This window comes from Nocardia sp. NPDC004711 (assembly GCF_053601595.1).
On record NZ_JBSGCB010000064.1, the window covers coordinates 13496 to 36551 of the forward strand.

Consider the following 23056-nt stretch of genomic DNA (forward strand, 5'->3'; position numbering starts at 1 on the left):
ATTGATGTTAAATTCAAGATGGAGCATGGTCAAACGCCGGCAACGCACCACATCTACTAGTTACCCACCAGTAATTTAATCCATCATCAAAAAAATAACGTCTGATGCGCTACTTTGAGCCGGTGTTCAAGGCCAAGATCGGCATTCGAGGCCGGATTCTCTCCATCGCACTCGCACCGAGCCTCGCCCTGCTCGTTACCGGGGCGATCATCGCGGGACTCCTACTCGTCCGCGGCACCGACAACCGGGACTGGGCGACCCGCGTCGACCGCGACAGCGCACCCGGCATCGATTTCACGATCCAGATACAGGAGGAACGCCGCCTGACCCTGCTGGCGATCTCGGGTGACGAGGGGCGTCGACCCGATCTCACCAAACAGCGCGCGCGGGTCGACGCGGCGGTGGCGACCCTCATCGCCGCCGGGGCGGCGTTCACCGATATCGATCGTGGTCTGCTGAAAGACGATGTCGCCAAGGGGAGAGCTCTGGCCGCCCAACTTCCGGCCATCCGGCAACGCGCCGATGCCGGCACCCTCCCCGTCGCCGAGGCCTACACATATTTCAGCAGCATCATCAGTACCTACATCGGAAGTACCGAGCTTCTCGCCCGAGCCGCCCCCACCCCCGACACCAGTACCGAGCTGGCAGTGGCCGCACGACTACTCCGAGTGGCCGAAACCATGTCTCGAGGCAATGCGCTCGCCACCGCAGCACTGATACGCGGCGACCTGACGCTGGAGAACCAACGTCAATTCGCCTATGACATCGGCTTCTACCACAGCGAACTCGCCGCACTCAGCGGGCATCTCCCCCAGGCCGAACGTTCCACCCTGGACGCCCTCACCTCGGGAACCTCCTGGCAGCGGCTGAGCGCGATGGAGGACGCGATCGCCGATCGCCCCGATCTCGCTGCCGCCGGCGGTTCCGGCTCGACCGCGGAATCCAAGCTGCCACTTGAGGTTTCCAACTGGGAGGGTGCCGCAACACAGGTCAGTGTCGCGCTGCTCGACCTGTGGCGGACCCACTATCGGTATGCCCTGCACTGGGCGCAGGAGGACGGCGCGCGAGCGCTGCGCCAGGCGCTAGTCAACGGAACCACGATCCTGGTGATCGCGATCGGTGCCTTCCTGCTCGCCGCGCGCCTTGCCACGCGACTGATTCGGCGCCTGCGCCGCCTGCGGCAAGAGACGCTCGCGCTGGCCGACGACCATCTGCCGGAGATCACCACCCGGCTCCGTGACGGGCTGCCGGTCGCCACCGACGAAGCTGCCCGATTGGACTTCGGCGGGGACGAGATCGGGCAGGTCGCGGATGCCTTCAACCGCGCCCAGGCAGCGGCGATCGCGGCGGCCGTCGCCGAAGCCAAGACCCGGGCAGGCTTCAACGCGGTGTTCCTCAACATCGCCGATCGGAGTCAGATCATCATCCACCGGTTGCTGGCCGCACTCGACAAAGCCGAACGCCACCAAGAGGATCCGGCACAGCTCGACCTGCTGTTCCGGCTCGATCACCTGGCGACCCGAGCGCGCCGCAATGCCGAAAACCTGATCATCCTCGGCGGTGGCCAGCCCGGACGTCAGTGGCGCGACTCGGTCCCACTGATCGATCTCATCCGCAGCGCCGTCGCGGAAACCGAGCACTACCAGCGAGTCACCGTCACCCGCGTTCCGGATGTCTCGATCGCGGGCAGTGCCGTCGCCGATCTCATCCATCTGCTGGCCGAGTTGGTGGACAACGCCACGGCGTTCTCACCGCCGGAATGCCAGGTCGAGATCACAGCGCAGGTCGTGGGGAAGGGCATCGCCGTCGACATCAGCGACCAAGGGCTGGGCATGCCCGAGGACGAACGCGAGCTGGCGAACGAAACCCTCCGCAACCCACCGGATTTCAGCCTGTCGAGCCTGACCGGCGACTCCAGGCTGGGCCTGTTCGTCGTCGCGCGGCTGGCCCTGCGCCACCAGGCAACCGTGCGACTGACCGAATCGTCCTTCGGCGGCATCCGTGCCATCGTCTTGCTCCCGACCGCATTGTTCAGCGATGAACGGCAGGCCCCCGCGGTCACCCCACCTTTGGAACCGCGGGCCATCGCACCGCAGCCTACGACTACAGAGCGGACACTCGGTTCCTGGCCGAGTCCGAGTCATCACCCCGCTTCCACTGCCACACTGTGGAACTCGGCCCCCGCCTCGCTGCCGCCGGCTCCGGCGCCGGAAGCCCCGGGCCCGGGCGCCACCGGTCCGGCACTGGACGACCGGCCACAGCTACCTCGTCGTCGGCGGCAGGCGAACCTGGCGCCCGAACTGGCGAACGGCGCGCTCGAGGACTCCTCCGCGTATCCCCACCCGGGCGGTCGGCACCGGGGTCCGGACCGCACCGCCGACCAGGCACGGGACTTGATGTCCGCGATCGAGGCGGGGACCCGTCAAGGGCGCCAGCCGATTCCGGAATCCGACCCCCACCGATCCGCCCCCTACGACCATGAAGGCCCACGATGAACACTTCCCAGGTCCGCAACCTCGACTGGCTGCTGGACGACCTCGCCGAGCGGCTGGTCGGCGTGCGCCACGCCGTCGTTCTCTCCACCGATGGCCTGCTACTCGGCCGTTCGACCGCCATGGCGGTCGAGGAGGCCGAACACTTCGCGGCCATGTCCTCGGCACTGCACAGCCTCGCCCGGAGCGCGGGCCACCGGTTCGATGGCGGCGGCGCCCGCCAGGCCGTGATCGAACTCGACCGCGCCGTCCTGTTCGTCACCGCGGCCGGGCCGAACGCCTGCCTGGCTCTGCTCACGGAGGACGCCGCCAATCTGGGCATGGTCGCCTACGAGATGAACCAGACCGTCCAACGGGTCGGTACATTCCTCACCGCCGCGCCGCGTCGTCCCGGACTCGATTCGCACACCGAGCAGTTACGCTGATGTCCTGGGACGCACCGCGATTCGATCAGGATGCCGGTCCGCTCGTGCGGCTGTACGCCGTGACCAGCGGGCGCACCCGGGACACGCGCCCGGGGCTGGACATGATCACACTGGTCTTCGCGGTGCACGAGGTTCACCGGGTCGGCCGGGTCGAGCGCGAATACCTCGACATCGTCCGGCTCTGCCGGACCCCGCAGTCCGTCGCGGAGGTTGCCGCGCTCTTGGGCCTGCCACTGACGCTGGCCAAGATTCTCATCGGCGACCTCATCGCGGACGGACACCTGATCACCCGGTCTGCCGCGGCCCTCCCGCCGACCGATCTGTCCGAGTTGGACCTGCTACGAACGGTTTTGGATGGTATCCGCAAGCTATAGCCCCGATGACTCCCCTGTCCTTGCGGCCTCGGTGAAAGTCCTCATCGCGGGCGGCTTCGGCGTCGGCAAGACCACCATGGTGGCGGCCGTCAGCGAGGTGACACCGCTCCGGACCGAGGAGCTGCTGACCGAACTCGGCCGCGACGTCGACGACCTGTCCGGTGTCGAATCCAAGCAGACAACAACGGTGGCAATGGATTTCGGGCGAATCACCATCTCCCAGGATCTCGTGCTCTATGTGTTCGGCACCCCGGGCCAAGACCGCTTCTGGTTCATGTGGGACGAACTCGCCGCCGGCGCTCTGGGGGCGGTGGTGCTGGCCGATACGCGGCGGCTCGAAACCTCTTTTCCCGCGGTCGACTTCTTCGAACGCCGCGGCATGCCGTTCATCGTCGGCGTCAACTGCTTCGACGGCGCCCCGCAATACACTGTCGCAGAGGTGCGCCAGGCACTGGACCTCGATGATCATGTGCCGGTTCAGCTGTGCGACGTGCGCACGCGAGACTCGGCGAAGGATGTTCTGGTCCAGCTGCTCGAGCACCTGATCTCGCGGCACCCGCGGCACGTGTGAGCAGCGCGAGCAACGACCGCCTACGCCGAATGGGCGGTGCGGCCGTTCGCCGAGCCGACGGACTCCCGAATCTCTCCCGCGATCAAGGCCGGGGCCTCGAGCATCGGCACATGCCCGACCTCAGGCAGCGTCTTCGACCCGATCGCAGGGATTTTCGCCACGATTCGGCGACCGAACCGCGCCGCCGGGATCACGCGGTCGCGCCCGCAGAACAATATCGTCGCCGGAACGTCGATGCGCCGCATGGCTTCCACAGCAGTGGCCTCGGGGTCATTGGCGACGGTGTCGAAGCAGCGGCAATGCGCCGGGGCCTCGATCGTGAGGGCGGCCAGCTCTGGAGAAACCCGGCCGGGCCGGTGAGCGAACGAACGCAGGAGCGCACGACGCGCCATATCCGGCACCGCTCGATGGGCCGCGTACCGCATGGCTGGTGCCACCCGGGAGAAACTGCGAAACTTCCGCCGAACCTCGTCGGCGGCAGCGCTATCGGAATGCCAGAGTCCGGCCGGTGCCACCGCGGTCACCGATCGTGCCCGGCCGCGCGCCGCGAGCTCCATCGCCAGCCAGCCCCCGAGCGAGTTCCCGGCGATGTGCGCGTCGGCCCATCCGGCAGCATCCATCTGACGTTCGAGGTAGTCGGTGAATCCCGCTATCGTCAACGGCAGATCGGGCTCCGGGCCTCCCCAGTGGCCGGGCAAGGTCGGCGCGAGTACATCGAAGCCGGCGCTCAGATCGTCGATGACGCCACCCCATGATTGCCAGTTGAGGGTGAATCCGTGAATCAGAAGCACGGGCTCACCCGAGCCTCCCCGGTATGCTGCGGGAGGAACCGCAGCCGAACGCTTCGTTGCGCCGCCCATTGTGCATACTGTGGATCGGAGGCCCGGTCTCGGCTCAGACCAGGCCGACGCAATATCATATAACGTAGATTCAAAAATGTGGACCAAATCGGGCAAACCGACACCACGGTGCGCTGTGTCACCGTAAAGTTCACCATCCGGCTGGCTTATAGTTGAACCGTGGCTAGAAAACCTAAGGTGCAGCAGAGCGCGGGCGACGACGACTCATCGGTGACCAAGTCGGTCAAGACCCGTCAGCGCATCCTGGACGCCGCTGCCCACGTACTGAGCGTGAAGGGCTACGCCGGGACACGGCTCAGCGATGTCGCCGAGTACGCCGAGCTGCAGGCTCCCGCGATCTACTACTACTTCCCCTCGCGTGAGGAACTCATCGAGGAGGTCATGTGGAGCGGGATTGCCGAGATGGTCAAGCATCTGCAAGACGTCCTCGAGAAGATCCCCAGTGAGGTCACGCCGATCGACCGCCTCATGATCGCCATCGACGCGCACCTGCGCCACGAACTCGAGTTGTCCGACTACGCGACGGCGGCTATCCGCAACAGCGGCCAAGTCCCCGAGCATCTGCGAGCCCGTCAACTCGCGGAGGAAGCCAACTACGGCACACTCTGGCGCAAGCTGATCAAAGACGCTGCCGCCGAGGGACAGATCCGAGGCGACCTGGACCTGCACGTCACGCAAATGCTCATCATGGGGTCACTGAACTGGGCGGCGGAGTGGTGGACACCCCGGCGAGGATCACTGGAGACCGTCGTCCGCACGGCCCAGTCGGTGATTCGCGCCGGGATCGCGACAGCCGATGCGGCCGAGGAAACTTCGGCGCCACCCCGACGCAGACGGGCGCCCCGGAAGACGACAGCCAAACCCACGGCCGAATCCGCCTGAGGCTGCGACGGTCAGCGCACGATCCGGAGCGCCTCCGTCGGGCACCCCTGCACAGCTTCCTCGACAGCGGCGAGCTCGTCGTCGGTGATGTCCTCCTCGAGCTGGACGAGTTCGCCGTTGTCATCGATCTCGAAGAACGCCGGAGCCAGCGACTCACAGATGCCCAGGCCTGTGCACTTGCTCCGATCGACGACGACCTTCATCATTGCCTCCTTTGATGCTATGTTTTGAATCGAAGATAAATTAGATTTCCTGCTCGGTCAATACGCGAGGAGCCGATGAGCACCACCTCTCCGAACAACGCCACCAGGGAGCGCATCCTCGCCGCGGCCGCGCACATTCTCAGCCGTCGAGGCGTCGCGGGAACCCGCCTCGCCGATATCGCCGCACACGCCGAGTTGCGCGCGCCCGCTGTCTACTACTACTTCCGATCACGCAATGAGCTGATCGCCGAGGTTATGCGGGAAGGACAGCGACGGGTCCGCGAACACGTCCATCACACGATCACCTCGGTGCCGCCGGGGACCCCGGTGATCGAGTTGATCGACGCCGCAGTGGAGGCACACCTGCGCATCGAACTGGAGTTGTCCGATTTCGCGTCCGCCGTGACACGCAACGCCGGCCAGCTCCCCCCCGAGATCATCGAGTCCCTCCGCCTGGAAAGCACTGCCTATCACGCAATTTGGCGCTCCCTACTGGAGCAGCTCGCTGCATCCGGCCGGCTGCGGCCCGGACTCGACATCGGGATCGCTCGCATGCTCGTCATCGGCGCCCTCAACTGGACCGCGGAATGGTGGAATCCCGACCACGGCTCGCTGGACAACCTGGTCGCCACCGCGCAGTCGATCGTCCGCAGCAGTGTGGCGGTCGACGGCGACACTCTCCCGCGACCGCATGCCCACCCCGGGGGCACCTCGTCGACACTGCGCAGAATTTAGTCTACATTAAATTAATCAACGTCACCTTCTAGGAGAGAAACCATGCCCGAGGCGTACATCATCGATGCCGTCCGCACCGCGGTAGGCAAGCGAGGCGGCGGCTTCGCTCAGTCGCACCCGGCGGACATGGCCGCGCACGTCATCAAGACGGTGGTCGGCCGCAATGAATTCGATCCCGCCGACATCGATGACGTGATCCTGGGCTGCCTGGACAACATCGGTGCGCAGGCGGGCGATATCGCACGCACCGCGGCGCTGGCCGCGGGCCTGCCGGAGTCGGTTCCCGGCGTCACCATCGACCGCCAGTGCGGTTCGGCCCAGCAGGCCGTGCATTTCGCCGCGCAGGCGGTGATGAGTGGAACCAGCGACCTCATCGTGGCCGGCGGCGTGCAGAAGATGAGCCAGTTCCCCATCCTGTCCGCGTTCCAGGCCGGCGAACCGTACGGTTCGACCGATCCCTGGACCGGCTGTGAGGGTTGGCAGGCCCGGTTCGGCGCACAGGAGATCTCACAGTTCCGCGGTGCCGAGATGATGGCCGAGCACTGGAACCTGAGCCGGGAGACCAACGAGGCCTGGGCCTTCCAGAGCCACCAGCGCGCGCTGCACGCGATCGAGGCGGGCCACTTCACCCGTGAGATCACCGAGTTCGCCGGCGTCTCGGTCGATGAGGGACCGCGTGCCGACACCTCGCTCGAGAAGATGGCTCAGCTCAAGACCCTGACCGAGGGTGGACGGCTCACCGCGGCAGTCGCCAGCCAGATCTCCGACGGTTCCGCGGCGCTGCTCATCGCTTCGGAAGCGGCGGTCGAGCGGTACGGCTTCAAGCCCCGCGCGCGCATTCACCACATGTCCGTGCGCGGCGCGGATCCGGTGATGATGCTCAGCGCGCCGATCCCTGCCACCCAGCACGCGCTCAAGCGGGCCGGGCTGTCCATCGACGACATCGACGCGGTCGAGATCAACGAGGCGTTCGCGCCGGTCGTGCTCGCTTGGCTGGCCGAGATCGGCGCGGACCCGGCCAAGGTCAACCCGAACGGCGGCGCAATCGCGCTCGGCCACCCGATCGGCGCGACGGGCGCTCGCCTGATGGTCTCGCTGCTGCACGAGCTCGAACGCACCGGCGGCCGCTACGGCCTGCAGACCATGTGCGAGGGCGGCGGCCAGGCCAACGTCACCATTATCGAAAGGCTCTGACATGCATCGGGGCCTGTACGAGCCCGATCACGAGGCGTACCGCGAGACGGTTCGCGCTTTCCTCGAACGAGAGGTCGTGCCCCACAAGGACAAGTGGGACGAGGACCACTGGATCGACCGCGAGGTCTACAGGAAAGCCGCGGCCGCCGGGCTGTACGGGCTCGAGATCGCCGAAGAATACGGCGGTTCGGGCGTGCACGACTATCGGTATCGGATGGTCGTGTGTGAAGAGGTGTCACGCATCAACGCGCTCTCGTTCAACCTCACAGTCAGCTTGCAGGACGACCTGGTCCTGCACTACCTGCTCGATCTCACCAACGACGAACAGAAGCAGCGCTGGCTGCCAGGCTTCGCCGCGGGCGAGATCATCGGCGCCCTCGCCATGACCGAGCCCGGGGCCGGCAGCGATCTGCGGGGAATTCGCACGAGCGCGGTCCGCGACGGCGACCACTGGATCATCAACGGGCAGAAGACCTTCATCTCCAGTGGCATCATGGCCGATCTGGTGGTGGTCGCCGCCCGCACCGATCCCGCGGCAGGTTCGCGCGGATTCAGCCTCTTCGTCGTCGAACGGGATACCCCCGGGTTCGGACGTGGACGCAAGCTCGACAAGATCGGGCTGCCCGGACAGGACACCGCGGAACTGTTCTTCGAGAATGCCCGTGTCCCGCAGGCGAACCTGCTCGGTGAGGAGGGAAACGGCCTGCAGTACCTGATGAGTCATCTCCCGCGCGAGCGCCTCGGCGTCACCGCCAAGGCGCTGGCGACCACGCGGGCAATCCTCGACCAGACCATCGAATACTGCAAGCAGCGGCGGGCTTTCGGCCAGCCGATCTCCGACTTCCAGCACGTCCGGTTCGAACTGGCCGAGATGGAGACCGAGGTCGACCTCGCCGAGGCGTACACCGACAAATCGGTGCTCGCCTACAACGCGGGCGAACTCGATCCGATCGATGCGGCCAAGGGCAAGTGGTACGTCAGCGAGCTCCAGAAGCGCGTCGTCGACCGCTGCCTGCAACTGCATGGCGGGTACGGCTACATGACCGAATACCCGGTCGCCAAGGCCTATATCGATACGCGGATCCAGACGATCTACGGCGGCACCACCGAGATCATGAAGGAACTCATCGGACGGGCGATCGCCCGCTGAGCCCACGACCGGCCACCGCCGGCTCCGCTGGGTGAGCAACACCGAGGGCCCCGGACCACATCAGGTCCGGGGCCCTCGGTGCACCGGCCGAGAACGCCACTGCGCTCAACCGGCGACGCCGCGCTCGATCAGCTCGTCCACGTTCGGAATTCCCCACTCCGTCAAGACATCTCGCGTGTGCTGGCCCGGCGACGGCGGCGGATTCCCGACCTCGGTCCGCGACAGCGAGAACCGCGGCGCCGGCGCGGATTGCACCGCGCCACCGTGGTCGACGATCGATCCGCGCGCCGCGATGTGCGGATGTGCCACGGCTTCGCGCAGACTGACGACGGGAGCGACGCAGGCATCGGAGCCCTCGAAGACCTCGCACCACTGCGCCATGGTCCGCGTCGCGAACGCCGCGGCGAGTTTGATCCAAATCGCCGGCCACGCGCGGCGATCGTGTTGCCGCGCAGGATCTTCGTCGATACCCAGCCGAGCGAGCAGCTCTGCGTAGAACTTGCTTTCGATCGCCCCGACCGCCACGTGGCGGCCGTCCGCGGTTTCGTAGGTGGTGTAGAACGGTGCGCCGCCGTCGAGCATGTTGGCTTCTCGCCGGTCGTTCCATGCTCCCGCGTTGAGGAAGGCGTGGATCCCGGTCAGCAAATGCGCGGCGCCGTCCACGATCGCGGCGTCGACGACCTGTCCCGCCCCGGTTCGCTCTGCCACGCGCAGCGCGGCCAGGATGCCCACCACGAGATACATTCCGCCGCCGCCGAAATCGCCGACGAGATTGAGCGGCACCCTGGGCCCGGTGTGCGCGTCGCCAATGGCGTGGAGCGCTCCGGTCACCGCGATGTAGTCGATATCGTGGCCCGCGCTCTGGGCGAGCGGGCCGGTCTGACCCCAACCCGTCATCCGGCCATAGATCAGGCCCGGATTCCGTTCCAGGCAGGCGTCCGGCCCGAGCCCCAGGCGCTCGGCGACGCCAGGTCGGTAGCCTTCGACGATCACATCCGCACCCTGCGAACCGGTCCTGAGCCGATGTCTGGTTCGCAGGGTGCGCGGCCTTGCTGCACCGAGGGGCGTACGACGCGGCAAGGAGTTCTCGGACCCGGTCGGATTCGGCTCGTGCGGACCGGACAGCCGGCCCGCACGAGCCGTGCGGGTAGACCCCGGGACAGGAATCGGGTAATCGAGCGAGAGGCTCATGTCCCGGGGCGCACCCTCCTCGCCGCCGCCGGGTAATTCGGCAGCAAGGAGCTTTCCTCACACCGGCTGTGTCAGAAGACCTTCCGCATGATCTTCATCGCGAGATCGGTGTAGGGCGGATACATGACCCGAAGATCCGGCTTGAATGTCTTCTTCAGCACCGCCTTCCGATGACTCAGTGCCTCGAAACCCCAGCGGCCGTGATACGCGCCCATGCCGCTCGCGCCGACACCGCCGAACGGCAGTTGCGGCACCAGATAGTGCATCGCGATGTGGTTGATTACGGCTCCGCCGGAAGGGATTTCATCGACCAGCCGCTGTTGGACCGCCGACGACCCGCTGAAGAAGTACGCAGCCAACGGTTTCGACCGGCTGTTCACGAAAGTGATAGCGTCATCGAGGCTTTCGTAGGACAGCACCGGCAGGATCGGCCCGAAAATCTCCTCCACCATCAGCGGTTCGTCCGGATCCGGATCGACGACCACCGTCGGCTCGATCGACAAGGACGACCGAGTCGTCCCACCGCCCGTGACGACCTTGCCGCGCGTCTGCTCGAGATAACCCGCGAGCCGATCGAACTGTCGCTCATTGACGATGCGCCGGCCGTCGGCATGCCCGTCTCGCTCGAATTCACCGACCAGCTCGACGACCTTGTCCACCAGCTTGTCTTGGATCCGGTGATCGGCGAGCACATAGTCCGGCGCGATGCAGGTCTGCCCCGAGTTCATGAACTTGACCCAGGCCAGCCTGCGTGCAACGACCTCGAGGTCGGCGTCCGCCGTGACGATGACCGGGCTCTTACCGCCGAGTTCCAGTGTGACCGGAGTCAGGGTGGGAGCCGCGGCGGCCATGATCTTCTTACCGACCTCGGTGCCACCGGTGAATACCGCGTGGTCGAAGCCCTGGGCCAGCAACGCCTGGGTCACGGCGGCATCACCTTCGACCACCGCGACAGCGGTGCTGTCGAAGTACTTCGGCACCAGCCGGGCCAGCAGGGTGGAGGTCGCGGGCGCGAGCTCCGAGGGCTTGATGACGGCGCAGTTTCCTGCGGCGAGTGCCGCGATCAACGGCCCCAACGTCAGCACGACGGGGTAATTCCATGGCCCGATGATCAGGACGACGCCCAGCGGCTCGTACTGGATCCACGCCGAGCCCGGATACTGGATGAGCGACAGCGGCTGGCGCTGCCGTTTCATCCAGCCGCGCAGGTGCTTGATCGCGAAGACGGCTTCGCCTCGGGTGGAGGCGATATCGCCGAACCACGCCTCCTGCTTGCTCCGCCCGAGGTCCTCGGCGAGTGCCGCCGCGACCTCGTCCTCGCATTCATCGAGCAGCTTGACCAGGCTCCGCAGCTGCTCGAGACGCCACTCCACGCTCCGGGTCCGCCCCGAGGCGAACCCGCACCGCATCCGCTCGATCACGGCGGTGATCTGTTCGGTGCTCATCAGTTCGGTGCTCATCGCAGTGTCGCCGGAAGATGCTTGACGGCGTGCACGAAGTTGCCGACCAGGTAGGACGGCTCGCCGACCCTCAGATCCGGTGCGCGATGGAGCAACTGGTCGAAGATCTCACGCAGCTGGATCTTGGCGACGAAGTTGCCCATGCAGTAGTGCGGGCCACCGCCGCCGAAGCCGACGTGCGGGTTCGGCGACCGGGTGATGTCGAAGACGTGCGGGTCGGTGAAGACGGTCTCGTCCCGGTTGCCGGAGGAGAAGATCGTGGCGACCCACTCCCCCTTCTTGATCTCCTGCCCGCCGAGCACGGTGTCCTGGGTCGCGGTCCGGCGGAAGGTCATCACCGGTGTCACCCAGCGCACCAATTCCTCGGTGGCCGAACCGATTCGCCCGTCGAAGTCCTCGAGCAACAACGCCTTCTGCTCAGGGAAATCCTGCAGCGTCTTGATACCGAGGGAAATCGTGTTCCGCGTGGTGTCGTTGCCCGCGACCGACAGCAGCACGAAGAACGAGGCGATCTCGTCATCGGTCAGCCGCTGACCGTCGACCTCCGCCTGCACGAGGTTCGTCATCAAGTCCGAGGCCGGGTTCTTACGCCGCTCCTGCGCGAATTCCATTCCCATCATGAGCAATCCGACGAGAGAATCGTTGAGCAGCTCGACCGGCGCCCGACCGCCGGCGACATCCTCATCCGCCCAGGCGACCATCGCGTCGGCCATGTGCGCGGCCTCGTCCCGCTGCGACACCGGCAGTCCGAGCATCTCGTAGATGGTCCACATGGGCAGCCGCTTGGACACCTGGTGCACGAAGTCGAACTCGCTGTCACCGACCTCGAGCAGCTCGTCGACGATGGTTCGCGCCTGGTTCTTGATCTGATCGTGGATCTTGGCCACCTGCTTCGGCGTGAACGCCGAGCTGATCAGCTTGCGCAGCGCGGGGTGCCGGGGCGCGTCCATCGCCAGGAACGACGAGGCGGCCTCGAGGATGTCGGCCGGGACTTCCTCGAGCTGGATGCCCAGGCCGGAGCAGAAGACCTCGGGCTGCTTGCTGACCTCGGTGATCAGCCGATGGCTGGTCACCGCCCACACACCCTCGTTCTCCGGGGGCATCAGCGCGCCCTCGATCGGGGGGTGCCAGCTGATCGGCCTTTCGGCGCGCAGCACGCGGAAGGTTTCATCGCGCTCAGCGGCGGTCTTCGACCAGAACGACAGGGGTGAGATGCTCAGCGGGTCGTAGGCCCGCGCAGTGGACTCGATTGCCGTAGTCATATCAGCACTTCCTTGCAATGCGATTGAGCGTCACTAGTTCTGGACCACGGACGCAGGCTTGTACAGCTTCTCCAGCTCGCGCTTGACGAGCTTCCCGGTTGCGGTGCGCGGCAGTGAGTCGACGAAGTCCACGCTCTTGGGGGCTTTGTAGCGCGCCACCCGATCCCGCACGTAATCGATGATCTCGGTGGCCATCTCACCGGTCCGCGCGACACCCGGGTGCAGCTGGACCACGGCCTTGACCTGCTGGCCCATCTCGGCGTCGGGAACACCGATCACGGCCACGTCGAAGATCGCCGGGTGCAGAGTGAGGACGTTCTCCACTTCCTGCGGATAGATGTTCACACCGCCGGAGATGATGACGAACGACTTCCGGTCGGTCAGGAAGAGGAACCCGTCCTCATCGACATACCCGAGGTCCCCCACGGCCGTCCAGGTCGGATGCTCCGGATGCTGTGCGGCGGCGGTCTTCTCGGGATCATTGTGGTAGGTGAACGGCAGCGTCTCACGCTCGAAGTACACCGTGCCGACCTCACCGGCCGGCAGCTCCTTGCCCTCGTCGTCACAGATGTGCACCGGTCCGAGAACACTGCGCCCCACCGATCCCGGCTTCCCCTCCCAGTCGGGGGTCGTGATCACAGTCAGACCATTACCCTCGGTGGAGCCGTAGTACTCGACGAGAATCGGCCCCCACCAATCGATCATCGCGCGCTTGACGTCCGGCGGGCACGGCGCGGCGGCATGGATGGCGAGGCGCAGACTCGAAATGTCGTGACCGTCGCGAACTTCGGCGGGAAGCTGCAGCAGGCGCACGAACATGGTCGGAACCACCTGGGTGACCGTCACCCGGTACTGCTCGATCGCCCGGAGCATCTCCTCGGCTCCGAACTTCTCCATCATCACCACGGTCCCGCCGAAGGACTGGACCGCGCCGCACCAGCGCAACGGCGCCGCGTGGTAGACCGGCGCCGGCGACAGGTAGACGTCGGACTCGTTGACGCCGAACAGCCTGCCGACCGCCATTGTCAGCGGGTCACCCGGCTGGTCCACCGTGATCGGCAACAGCGGCGGCTTGATGCCCTTGGGCCGGCCGGTCGTACCGGACGAGTACAGCATGTCGGAACCGCGCGGCTGCTCCACCAGGCGCTCGCCCGCCTCGGCGAGCTCAGCGACGTAGGACCGGTAGCCCTCGACCTCGCCGCCGAAGGCCAGCCAGTGCTCGACCCGCGGAGCCAGATCCCGCACCCCGGCGGCCAGTTCGGCGACGCCAGCGGACGCGACCACCACCTTGGCGTCGCAGTCGTCGATGATGTACGCCGCTTCCGCCGACGTCAGATGCCAGTTGATCGCGGTCACATACAGGCCGGAACGCAATGCCGCCCAATAGATCTCGAAACATTCGGGCGCGTTGTCGGACACCAGCGCGATGACATCGCCCCGGCGCAGTCCGAAGTCGTGCAGCACCCGGGCGAACCGTGCCGAATTCTCGTCCAGCTCGCGATAGGTGATCGTCCGGCCGGAACCGGCCATGATCACCGCGGGTTTGTCCGGGGTGGACAGGGCGTGGACGCCTGGAAACATTGTGCGGTACCTCTCCGCTCGATCTTTGCGCTCTGCCTGCTCAGACCAGAAGGTCCGCGCGACCGTCCTGCTTCAGGCTTTCGATGTAGACCGGGTAGAGCTTGCTGCCCAGCGGAGCCAGCTTGAGCATGCTCGCGACATTCCCCCCGATCTTGATCTTGCCCTTCGCCATCGCGAGCGGCAGATTGACCTTTCCTTGCCAGTAGGCGTTGCCCGTGTCGGCGGTCATCCGCATGGTCGCCGTCGTCTTACCGAAATGCTCCTGCCCCAGCTCGACCGCACCCGCGGGTGCGTCGATGACCAGGAAGGTTTCCGGATCCGAGAACTCGAAGCCCAGAACGACACCCGTCGCCGCCAGCTTCGGGCCGATCTCCGGATCGGCGAACGCCGATTCGAAGATGCCGCCGATGTACTTGCGCACCTCGCCCGCGTCCTTGAAGGCCATGTCGGTTCCTCTCCCACAGGGGCAGCACCCCCGTGTTCAGAATATATCTTTGATTAAATTTCAGTCCGAGACTTCACCGCAAACCGTCGAATCAGGGTCCGGGCGAACGTCCGTTGAGTGAGTCCTGTGGTGTGCCTCACAAGCGATGCGAGTATCGTAAGCATAAGTCGACTTATGCACAAGACCCGGGGGAAACTTCGAGCCAACATCGGCCGACGTCCACCTGACACCGAAGACGGAGATCAATGGCCATCAAGCAGGACTACTTCGACACCGCGCTCGAGCTGCTGTCAGAGCAGGGTTACAGCGCACTGAAGCAGGCGACGTTGTGCAAGCGCCTGCGGGTGACGACCGGATCCTTCTATCACTACTTCGAGAACTGGCACGATTTCACCTCGCAGTTGCTCGAGCACTGGCAAGCGGAGCGGACGACGCAGCTGGTCGAAGCGGCGCAGCAACACGGAGATCCACTCGCCCAGCTGGACGCCCTGCTGCGGTTCGCGATCGATCTTCCCCATCGCGCCGAGGCGGCGATCCGGGTCTGGAGCAAGGTCGACCCCGAGGTCCGTTCGATTCAGGACGCCGTCGACAACCAGCGTCTGGAAGTGGTTGCGCATGCTGCCCGAGCGATTCTCGACAACGAGGAGGAAGCCCTCCACCATGCCCGCTGGGGCCTATACCTCCTGGCCGGCTATCAGGAACTGGACTCCGGCGAGAACCCGGAGGCACTCGAATGGGCCCTGCGCCGGCTGTTGCGAGAGCTCGAGGAGTTGTCAGCCAAAAAGCGCCACGTAGCGCCAATCTAGAACCGGGCGTTCATGATTGACGGCAGGGCCGCCAGCGAATACCTCCGACCGGAGGTGGACCAGGCGACCTCCGGTCTCGACCGGGACAACCTCTTCGACAGCGATCACGCTGCGTAGTGTGTCGCCTTCGTGGACCGGCCCGACGTGGTCGCACCCGTGCCAGCCGACGACCGTCGCCAGATTCGGGAATGCCCGGGATGCCTGGGACAACGCGATGCCGATGGTGTGGCCGCCGTAGACCAATCGACGACCGCCCGCAGCGTCTGCGTCGTGGTGCACCCTGGCGATATTGAGGCTGATCCGGGCCAGTTGTGGCGCCGCGTCGACCACGTCACCACCGATCACCTCCACCCGGTGGCCGGCCTCGGGAACCGGGCCGGACGCACCACTCCCCGACAGTGCCGCGACATCCCAATCCCCCACCGCCGCACACCAATTCAGATCCGCGTCGGCGCCGATGCCGTCCAGGTCGTCGGCACGGCCGGTATCACGATCCGCGCGCAGCGGCAGCATGGCGCAGCGCCAGAAGTCCAGGACGTCCCGGCCGTGCTGATCGACGGTGCGAATGCGCAAGGCAACCAGTCCGGTCGAAGCCCGATCGGGACGACGGCGGTTCTGCCGCAGCCCTTCGACCGTCGTCGTGGTGGTCAAGGTGTCGCCCAGATGGGGCGTACGCCGGAAAACCAGCCCGCGGTAGAACAGGTTGGCCTTGACGTGATGGGTGACCACCGTGGACTGGCCGATGGCGATGTCCCACACCAGCGCCGGGTGCGCCAGACCGGCCCGACCGGTAACGGCCGCGGACAGGCCGTGGTCGAGCGGAAGCCGGAGACGATCACCGACTATCGACTGGTGTACGGCCGCAAGGCCATCGGTCAGGGTGACCGACGGCGCGCCGTCGAATACCTGACCGGGCTCGAGTTCTTCGAAGTACGGTCCTTCGGCGTTCACAGTGAAGCTCCGCTCTTGAGCAGTGTCCGGCGCGCGGCCACCGCGATCGCCTCGTCGATCATCTGACCATCGAGCTCCACCGCGCCACGACCACTGTCATGAGCAGCGGCCAGCGCATCCACCACTGCGCGCGCGTACCGCACCTGTTCGCTGGACGGCTCGAACGCGAGGTTCATGGCCTCGACCTGCCGAGGGTGAATCGCCCACTTGGCATCGAACCCGATCCGTGCAGCATGGCCGACGGCGGCCTCGAACGCGTCATCGACTCCCACACCGAGATACGGACCATCCACCGCATCCAAGCGGTTGGTGCGCGCGGCGGCAATCAGCCGGTCCTGCACCGCGATCCAGAGCGCGGGATCCAGGCCCGCCGCTCTGCCCAGCGATGCCGCGAGGTCCGCGTATCCGGTGATCAAGGTCGAGAGCCGCGATGTCGCCGCGGCGATCTGTTCGATCCGGCTCAGTCCGTCGGCGGTTTCGATGAGCGCTTCCACCGCGATCCGTTCGGCCCGGCCGACATCGGCTTCGACGCCGTCGAGCAGACGATCGGCGAACTCGAGATCCCCCGCCGATTCGACCTTCGGCAGCACGATGGAGCTCGCCGGCACGCCCAGCCGGACCACCGCGTCGATATCCAGATGGCACCAGCGTGTTCGAGGCGCGTTCACCCGCACCGCGATCGACGGCAGCTCATCGGCGACTTCGCCCCAGGCAATGCCGCCCAGCAACGCCCGCGCGCGGTCCTTGTCCGCGGGCGGCACCGCATCCTCGAGATCGATGACCACCTGATCCGCTCCGGCGGTCAGCGCCTTGCGGATCTTGCGCTCGTCGCCACCCGCCACGCAGAGGACCGACCTCCGCCGTGGACATCCCGTCATCAAGCAACCACCTTTCACAGTTTTTAATCTATGTTAAAGTATATCGATAGTTATCCGAGCCCAACGAGGAGTCAACGGTGAGCGAGCTGTCCGCCGAGGAACAGCAGGTAGTGGCGACGGTGCGCGAATGGGTCGACCGCGAGGTCCGGCCCGTCGCTCGCGACCTCGAGCACGCCAACGAGTACCCGGAAAAACTGATCGAGCAGATGAAACAGCTCGGTATCTATGGCCTGGCCATCCCGGAGCCCTACGGCGAAGCACCGGTCTCGATGCCGTGCTACGTGGGTGTGACCGAGGAGCTCGCCCGTGGCTGGATGAGCCTGGCCGGCGCGATGGGCGGCCACACGGTCGTCTCCAAGCTGATCCTCACCTTCGGAACCGAGGAACAGAAGCAGCGCTATCTGCCCAGGATGGCCACCGGCGAGATCCGGGCGACCATGGCCCTCACCGAGCCCGGCGGCGGCTCCGACCTGCAGGCCATGACCACCGTCGCCAAGCGAGACGCCGACGGCTACACCATCAACGGCGCGAAGACCTGGATCAGCAACGCCCGCAGATCGCAGTTGATCGCACTGCTGTGCAAGACGGATCCGGCCGCCGAACCCCGCCACCGCGGCATCAGCATCCTGCTCGTCGAACACGGCCCCGGCCTGACGGTTTCTCGCGATCTCCCCAAGCTCGGATACAAGGGCGTCGAGACTTGCGAACTGCTCTTCGATGGCTACCGCGCGCCCGCGGACGCGGTGCTCGGCGGGGTCGAGGGCAAGGGCTTCTCGCAGATGATGAAGGGCTTGGAAACCGGTCGCATCCAGGTGGCCTCGCGCGCCCTGGGCGTCGCCCAGGCCGCTTTCGACGACGCCTTCGCCTACGCCCAGCAGCGTGAGAGCTTCGGTGTGCCGATCTGGCAGCACCAGGCCATCGGCGCCTACCTGGCCGAGATGGCCACCAAGCTCACCGCCGCGCGGCAGCTGGTCCTGCACGCCGCACGCAAGTTCGACGCGGGCGAGCGCTGCGACATGGAAGCCGGCATGGCCAAGTACTACGCCTCCGAAATCGCCATGGAGATCGCGCTGAACGCGGTGCGCATCCACGGCGGCTACGGCTATTCGACCGAGTACGACGTCGAACGGTATTTCCGCGACGCTCCCCTGATGATCGTGGGCGAGGGCACGAATGAGATCCAGCGCAATGTCATTACGTCGCAACTCATTGCCCGCGGCGGTCTCTCTCGCTGAGGCCGCGTGGGCCGGAACGGCCGGTGCTGGCGATCCTGATCGCAAGCACCGGCCGTTCTCGCTGCGGTTCACCTGGGTCGATTACGCCGAAGTCTCTTGTGGCGCAACAGATTCAGATAACTGACCAAGTCCGAGCGCCGCTTCGATCTCTTCCAGAGCCTCGCCGGTGTACACCGCCAGCCGCTGCACATGCGGTACGGACCTGCTGCATGCGGTGAAACTGATGACGGCCTTGCCGGCGTAACTCGACATCGTCACATTCAGCGCTTGGCCGTGAAAGAGCACCGACGGACCGTAGATCTCTTCCACCCGGGCGCCGTTGAAGTACAGCGGCTCGACAGGTCCGGGCACATTCGAGATCACCAGGTTGGCGGGCGGGCGGCCGATCCCGCCGAGGCCGGCGATCAGCAGCGCCATCTGCGGCCCCATCAGCAGCAGCGTGAACGGCGTGACCGCGGACGGCGGCAGCGTCTGATGGAAACCCTTGGCGGCGATGGTGGATCGATGCACCGCCTGCAGGCGGACGACCGGATCGCTGATGTCGGTGCGCAACCGAGCGAAGATGAAGGCCAGCGCGTTCCCCGTGATCGCCGCATTCAACTCGCGCACGTTCACCGGAATCTGGCCGACGATCGGACCGTCTGGCACCGCATCCAATTCCCACAGGTATCGCTGCAACGCGCCGCCGAACGCCGTCAGGAAGACATCGTTCACAGTGACATTCGCGGTCTTCGCGACACGCTTGAAACGCGCCAGATCGTAATGCTGCGTCGCGAATCTGCGCTGGCCGCAGATCCGATGATTGAACAGTGCCGTTGCCGCCTGAAACGGCCGAGTCAGATCACCGGTGCGATCCGCGCGGACGGCGAGCGCCATCTCCACCAATGCCCGCCCTGCCACCGCACCGGAACCAATTGCGCGACAGAATCTTTCGAAAGCACCGAACCTGCCCCACGCCGACACCGTACTCGCAGCGGTTTGTGTGGCGATGGGCCGCCGCGAGGGACCATTGCCCCGGATACCCGCACTCCACGGCGGCAGCAAGTCATGCGCGTCAGGGTCGGTCGAGAAGATCCGGCCTAGGAGCCGGGCGGTCGCGACACCGTCCAACTGCCCATGGTGGAACTTGAGGTAGATCGCGAAGCGGCCGTGTTCGAGCCCTTCGATGACATGGCATTCCCACAGCGGCCGGCGGCGGTCCAACGGAAGCGAATGCAGATGGGAGACGAGCACTCCCAGCTCCCGTTGACCGCCCGGAGCGGGCAATGCGATGTGCCGCAGGTGGTAGTCCAGGTCGATATCCTGGTCAGGAACCGCTTCCCAGCACGGGATCGGCCTCCTGCGCAGCACGGTATTGAATGGTGGGGCGAAGGTCTCACTCGCGCGCCACTGCGCGACCAGGTCTCGCACATAGGTGGCCGGCGTCCCCGCCGGCGGCGAAAGGATGATCAGCGGACCGAAATGCGCAGGCGCATCACCCCTTTCCACGAAGAACCATGCGGCATCAAAAAGGTTCAGGAAGGTTTTCGTCATCTACCTGTTCTCACTCGACTGGAACGGATGGATGGCGTTCGTCATTGAATGCCCTTGCTGTGAAACCGTGGAACCGACCCCCCGATCCCCAGCAGAATCTAATGTACTTTAAAATCTTGACTGCAATGCGGCAGTCGGGTGACATGTGGCGCTCTACACAGCAGACCTGCCGATCAGGAAGCACCCGCGTGCGGGTACGCACGAAAAAGGGGCGGCCCCAACGGGACCGCCCCTTTTCAACGCGGATCAATCGCAGCCGCGCTCAGCTCCGCGAACGGCGCGCCGGGGAAGATTTCGGAGACTCCGGAGCACCGCTGATCCGCGCGTCATAGCCACTTCGCGCCGACTTATCGAAGGCCAGGAACGTGGTGTCCGCATCGAGCAGGTGGTTCATGAAGTCCCTGAGTTTGCGGCCGAAGACCGGCTGCAGGCGAGCGATCGGTCCGAGGATCCCCGGCAGGTAGACATCCGCCTTACGCGCCGCGATCGCTCCGACGATGCCTTCGGCAACCTCCTCGGGCTCGAGGTTGCGAACGAACTTCGTCCCCCGGGTACCCGCGATCAGCTCCGTGTTGGTGAAAGACGGCAGCACACAGGTGAACGACACACCGGACTTCGCGAATTCGACACGCGCGGTCTCGGTCATCGAGATCACCGCCGCCTTGCTGGCGCCGTAACTCAGACCTCCCGGAATCGGAGCGGTGCCCGCCATGGACGACACATTGACGATATGTCCCGAACCCCGAGAGATCATGCCCGGCAGCGCTGCCCGCATCCCGATCATGGGTCCCGCCACGTTGATGTCCAGCACTCGCTTGGACAGCGATGTCGACTCTTCGAGGAAGGGGCCGATCGGCATGATGCCGGCGTTGTTGATCAAGACATCGAGCGGGCCGAAGCGTTCCTCGGCCTTGGCGAGAAAGTCGACGAACGACTGCTCGTCGGTGATGTCGACCCGTATGGCCTCGACGTCCGACCCGATCTCGGCGGCGGCCTTCGCGACAGCGTCACCGTCGATGTCACCGATGACCACCTTGGCGCCACGACGGTGCAGCGCCTTCGCAGTCGCCAAGCCGATGCCGCGCGCCGCGCCCGTGATGGCCATGACGCGACCTTCGATCCGGCGCGTCCGTTGCGATTCGTTCATTCCCTACCTACCTCATTGGAGGTCGTGATCGACCAGCTGTGACAGTCATTATATTGGAATCTAAATTAAATTCTAGCCCCGAGTGATCGGATCCGATCAGGCATACCGCCACAGGTCGCGGCAGGGCAACGGCCGCAGCCCTCGGCGCACCCTTCGGTCCACCTGCACGCGATAGCCGCGCGCGATCATCGCCGCGGCAAAGTGGCTGGCCTCCGCGGCCGTGGCCGCATACTCGAGCCGCATCTCCCCCGATGCACAGTCGAATCGGACCTCGACCCGGAAGAGCTGCCGGCCCACGAGTGTCACCGTCGACACCCGGTTTCCGCTGCGCATCCCGCTGACCTCCAGCCCTGCCTGATATGCCCGCGCTCAGGCCGCGCGGCACCTGTCAAGGGTCATGAGCTGGGAACTGGAGCGGCGACACGGGCCGCGGCGAAGGCGAGGGCCTCCTCCCAGCTCGCCTTCTTCATGAGCAGGCCACGGTATTTCATAATGACGTTCTGACCGTTCAGGGTGAGCGCTCCAGCGAGCCTGTCACCTTCGCGGTACAGCGCTACCCAGCGCTCATCGCCGTCGGGGTCACCCGCCACGACCTTGATCTCGTCGGCGGTCGGCACGCCAACGAACTGGATCCGGCTGTCGTACCAGTCGGACCAGAAGTACGGCACGGTCTGATAGGGCTCGGCGGATTCGGGGGCCAAAGCATTGCGCGCTGCGAGGGCACCCTGCTCGGCGGCGCTCGTCCAGTGTTCGAGCCGCATCAGGCGATCGAAGAGCGGGTTGTGCCACCGCGCGATGTCGCCCGCGGCATACACCCCGTCGACACCGGTCCACAGCGTCTCGTCGCAGACCACGCCGTTGTCCAGGCGCAATCCGGAACCCTCCAGCCAGCCCGTCGCCGGAATAGCACCGATGCCCACGACGACCAGATCCGCTTCGATCGCCGTGCCGTCACTGAGCCGCACGCGCTCGACGCGGCCCTCGCCTTCCAGACCCGTCACACCGATACCGCAGCGCAGCGGGGTGCCGTTCCGCTCGTGCAGGGCCGCACACGCCTCGCCCATGCGTTCGCCCACCGCCCGGACCAGCGGGGTCGGCAGCGCTTCGAGAATTGTGACGTCCAGACCGCGCTTGCGCGCACCGGCAGCCACCTCCGAACCGATGAATCCCGCACCGACGACGACCGTGCGCGCACCGGCATCAAGGGCCTGCCGGATCGCGATCGCGTCATCGAGGGTCCGCAGCGCATGGACGCCGCTCAAGCCCTCCGCGCCGGGCAGCATCCGCGCATCGGCACCGGTCGCGATCACGAGCGCATCGTAGGAGATGGCGCGGTCGCCGATCAGGACCCGCTTACCTTCGGTATCCAAACCCGTTGCCGGCGTACCGAGTACGAGCTCGACGGCGAGTTCGCCGCGCAGGACAGCTTCGTCGCGGAAGATGGTCGACGCGGGCCCCTCGCCATCGGGCAGTTGCTCCAAGTATGCCTTCGACAGCGGCGGACGGTCGTAAGGCAGATGCGCTTCGGCCCCGATGAGAGTGATGCCACCCTCGAAACCCGCTTTGCGGGCGGCTTCCACCGCCCGCAGCCCGGCGAGGGACGCTCCGACTACGACGAGGTTTTCCTGGGACACCCGGTCACCTTCCCGCTCGATACGACTTTAATTGAGATTAAATTAGA

General features: G+C 65.8%; 23 protein-coding genes. 10 read left to right on the forward strand and 13 right to left on the reverse strand.

Annotation, left to right across the window (positions count from 1 at the left end; translation table 11 throughout):
- Positions 1–104 precede the first annotated feature (104 nt).
- Genes ACWEKS_RS41045 through ACWEKS_RS41060 form a run of 4 tightly spaced genes read left to right on the forward strand, consistent with a single transcriptional unit; the run spans position 105 to position 3862 of the window.
- Positions 105–2495, forward strand: a complete 2391-nt coding sequence (locus ACWEKS_RS41045) for a sensor histidine kinase (protein WP_452345115.1) — start codon at positions 105–107, stop codon at positions 2493–2495.
- Entirely contained in the window at positions 2492–2917 is a 426-nt protein-coding gene (locus ACWEKS_RS41050) for a roadblock/LC7 domain-containing protein (protein ID WP_452345116.1), read from the forward strand. The genes ACWEKS_RS41045 and ACWEKS_RS41050 overlap by 4 nt, the downstream gene beginning before the upstream one ends.
- The gene (locus ACWEKS_RS41055) at positions 2917–3291 is read left to right on the forward strand and encodes a DUF742 domain-containing protein (RefSeq protein WP_452345117.1); all 375 of its coding nucleotides are present in this window, start codon (positions 2917–2919) and stop codon (positions 3289–3291) included. The genes ACWEKS_RS41050 and ACWEKS_RS41055 overlap by 1 nt, the downstream gene beginning before the upstream one ends.
- Positions 3272–3862, forward strand: a complete 591-nt coding sequence (locus ACWEKS_RS41060) for a GTP-binding protein (RefSeq protein ID WP_452345118.1) — start codon at positions 3272–3274, stop codon at positions 3860–3862. Before ACWEKS_RS41055 ends, ACWEKS_RS41060 begins: the two co-directional genes overlap by 20 nt.
- A 20-nt stretch (positions 3863–3882) precedes the next feature.
- Here ACWEKS_RS41060 and ACWEKS_RS41065 read toward each other — a convergent pair whose 3' ends face one another.
- Complete coding sequence (locus tag ACWEKS_RS41065; RefSeq protein ID WP_452345119.1) at positions 3883–4818, reverse strand: alpha/beta fold hydrolase; 936 nt, start codon at positions 4816–4818, stop codon at positions 3883–3885.
- Between the two features lie 63 nt (positions 4819–4881).
- On the opposite strand from ACWEKS_RS41065, the gene ACWEKS_RS41070 reads away from it, so the two are divergent.
- Positions 4882–5604, forward strand: coding sequence for a TetR/AcrR family transcriptional regulator (locus ACWEKS_RS41070; protein ID WP_452345120.1), 723 nt, complete (start codon positions 4882–4884; stop codon positions 5602–5604).
- A gap of 11 nt (positions 5605–5615) precedes the next feature.
- On the opposite strand, the gene ACWEKS_RS41075 is transcribed toward ACWEKS_RS41070, so the two are convergent.
- Positions 5616–5810, reverse strand: coding sequence for a ferredoxin (locus ACWEKS_RS41075; RefSeq protein WP_452345121.1), 195 nt, complete (start codon positions 5808–5810; stop codon positions 5616–5618).
- A 72-nt stretch (positions 5811–5882) separates the two neighbouring features.
- Here ACWEKS_RS41075 and ACWEKS_RS41080 point away from each other — a divergent pair, with 72 nt between their 5' ends.
- From ACWEKS_RS41080 to ACWEKS_RS41090, 3 genes are read left to right on the forward strand one after another with little or no spacing between them, the layout of a single operon-like run.
- Complete coding sequence (locus ACWEKS_RS41080) at positions 5883–6542, forward strand: TetR/AcrR family transcriptional regulator (RefSeq protein ID WP_452345122.1); 660 nt, start codon at positions 5883–5885, stop codon at positions 6540–6542.
- Positions 6543–6584: 42 nt separating this feature from the next.
- Positions 6585–7736: an acetyl-CoA C-acetyltransferase gene (locus tag ACWEKS_RS41085; RefSeq protein ID WP_452345123.1), complete on the forward strand. Its 1152-nt coding sequence runs from the start codon at positions 6585–6587 to the stop codon at positions 7734–7736.
- Between the two features lies 1 nt (position 7737).
- Positions 7738–8886 (forward strand): acyl-CoA dehydrogenase family protein, encoded by a 1149-nt coding sequence (locus tag ACWEKS_RS41090; protein ID WP_452345124.1) that lies wholly within the window; start codon positions 7738–7740, stop codon positions 8884–8886.
- Positions 8887–8991: 105 nt separating this feature from the next.
- Here ACWEKS_RS41090 and ACWEKS_RS41095 read toward each other — a convergent pair whose 3' ends face one another.
- From ACWEKS_RS41095 to ACWEKS_RS41115, 5 genes are all read right to left on the reverse strand, one after another.
- Positions 8992–9879, reverse strand: coding sequence for a CaiB/BaiF CoA transferase family protein (locus ACWEKS_RS41095; RefSeq protein ID WP_452345125.1), 888 nt, complete (start codon positions 9877–9879; stop codon positions 8992–8994).
- Between the two features lie 269 nt (positions 9880–10148).
- The gene (locus tag ACWEKS_RS41100) at positions 10149–11522 is read right to left on the reverse strand and encodes an aldehyde dehydrogenase family protein (RefSeq protein ID WP_452345126.1); all 1374 of its coding nucleotides are present in this window, start codon (positions 11520–11522) and stop codon (positions 10149–10151) included.
- An 11-nt stretch (positions 11523–11533) separates the two neighbouring features.
- The gene (locus ACWEKS_RS41105; protein ID WP_452345127.1) at positions 11534–12799 is read right to left on the reverse strand and encodes a cytochrome P450; all 1266 of its coding nucleotides are present in this window, start codon (positions 12797–12799) and stop codon (positions 11534–11536) included.
- 33 nt (positions 12800–12832) lie between these two features.
- Positions 12833–14380: an acyl-CoA synthetase gene (locus ACWEKS_RS41110; RefSeq protein WP_452345128.1), complete on the reverse strand. Its 1548-nt coding sequence runs from the start codon at positions 14378–14380 to the stop codon at positions 12833–12835.
- 40 nt (positions 14381–14420) lie between these two features.
- The gene (locus tag ACWEKS_RS41115) at positions 14421–14825 is read right to left on the reverse strand and encodes an SCP2 sterol-binding domain-containing protein (RefSeq protein WP_040863112.1); all 405 of its coding nucleotides are present in this window, start codon (positions 14823–14825) and stop codon (positions 14421–14423) included.
- 245 nt (positions 14826–15070) lie between these two features.
- Between ACWEKS_RS41115 and ACWEKS_RS41120 the strand changes: the two genes are divergently transcribed.
- Positions 15071–15631: a TetR/AcrR family transcriptional regulator gene (locus ACWEKS_RS41120; RefSeq protein WP_452345129.1), complete on the forward strand. Its 561-nt coding sequence runs from the start codon at positions 15071–15073 to the stop codon at positions 15629–15631.
- On the opposite strand, the gene ACWEKS_RS41125 is transcribed toward ACWEKS_RS41120, so the two are convergent.
- Positions 15599–16582, reverse strand: a complete 984-nt coding sequence (locus ACWEKS_RS41125) for a MaoC family dehydratase (protein WP_452345130.1) — start codon at positions 16580–16582, stop codon at positions 15599–15601. The two genes, ACWEKS_RS41120 and ACWEKS_RS41125, sit on opposite strands and share 33 nt — an antisense overlap.
- Positions 16579–17460, reverse strand: a complete 882-nt coding sequence (locus ACWEKS_RS41130) for an HpcH/HpaI aldolase/citrate lyase family protein (RefSeq protein ID WP_452345131.1) — start codon at positions 17458–17460, stop codon at positions 16579–16581. Before ACWEKS_RS41130 ends, ACWEKS_RS41125 begins: the two co-directional genes overlap by 4 nt.
- Positions 17461–17537: 77 nt before the next feature.
- Between ACWEKS_RS41130 and ACWEKS_RS41135 the strand changes: the two genes are divergently transcribed.
- Entirely contained in the window at positions 17538–18695 is a 1158-nt protein-coding gene (locus ACWEKS_RS41135; RefSeq protein ID WP_452345132.1) for an acyl-CoA dehydrogenase family protein, read from the forward strand.
- Between the two features lie 81 nt (positions 18696–18776).
- Here the strand turns inward: ACWEKS_RS41135 and ACWEKS_RS41140 are convergent, their stop codons facing one another.
- The 4 genes from ACWEKS_RS41140 to ACWEKS_RS41155 all read right to left on the reverse strand — a co-directional run bounded on the left by ACWEKS_RS41140 (position 18777) and on the right by ACWEKS_RS41155 (position 23009).
- Positions 18777–20228 (reverse strand): WS/DGAT/MGAT family O-acyltransferase, encoded by a 1452-nt coding sequence (locus tag ACWEKS_RS41140; protein WP_452345133.1) that lies wholly within the window; start codon positions 20226–20228, stop codon positions 18777–18779.
- 262 nt (positions 20229–20490) lie between these two features.
- A complete protein-coding gene (locus ACWEKS_RS41145) occupies positions 20491–21375 on the reverse strand; it encodes an SDR family oxidoreductase (RefSeq protein WP_452345134.1) in 885 nt (294 codons plus the stop codon).
- 96 nt (positions 21376–21471) lie between these two features.
- Entirely contained in the window at positions 21472–21708 is a 237-nt protein-coding gene (locus ACWEKS_RS41150; protein ID WP_452345135.1) for a hypothetical protein, read from the reverse strand.
- A gap of 62 nt (positions 21709–21770) precedes the next feature.
- Positions 21771–23009 (reverse strand): NAD(P)/FAD-dependent oxidoreductase, encoded by a 1239-nt coding sequence (locus tag ACWEKS_RS41155; protein ID WP_452345136.1) that lies wholly within the window; start codon positions 23007–23009, stop codon positions 21771–21773.
- Between the last annotated feature and the right edge of the window lie 47 nt (positions 23010–23056).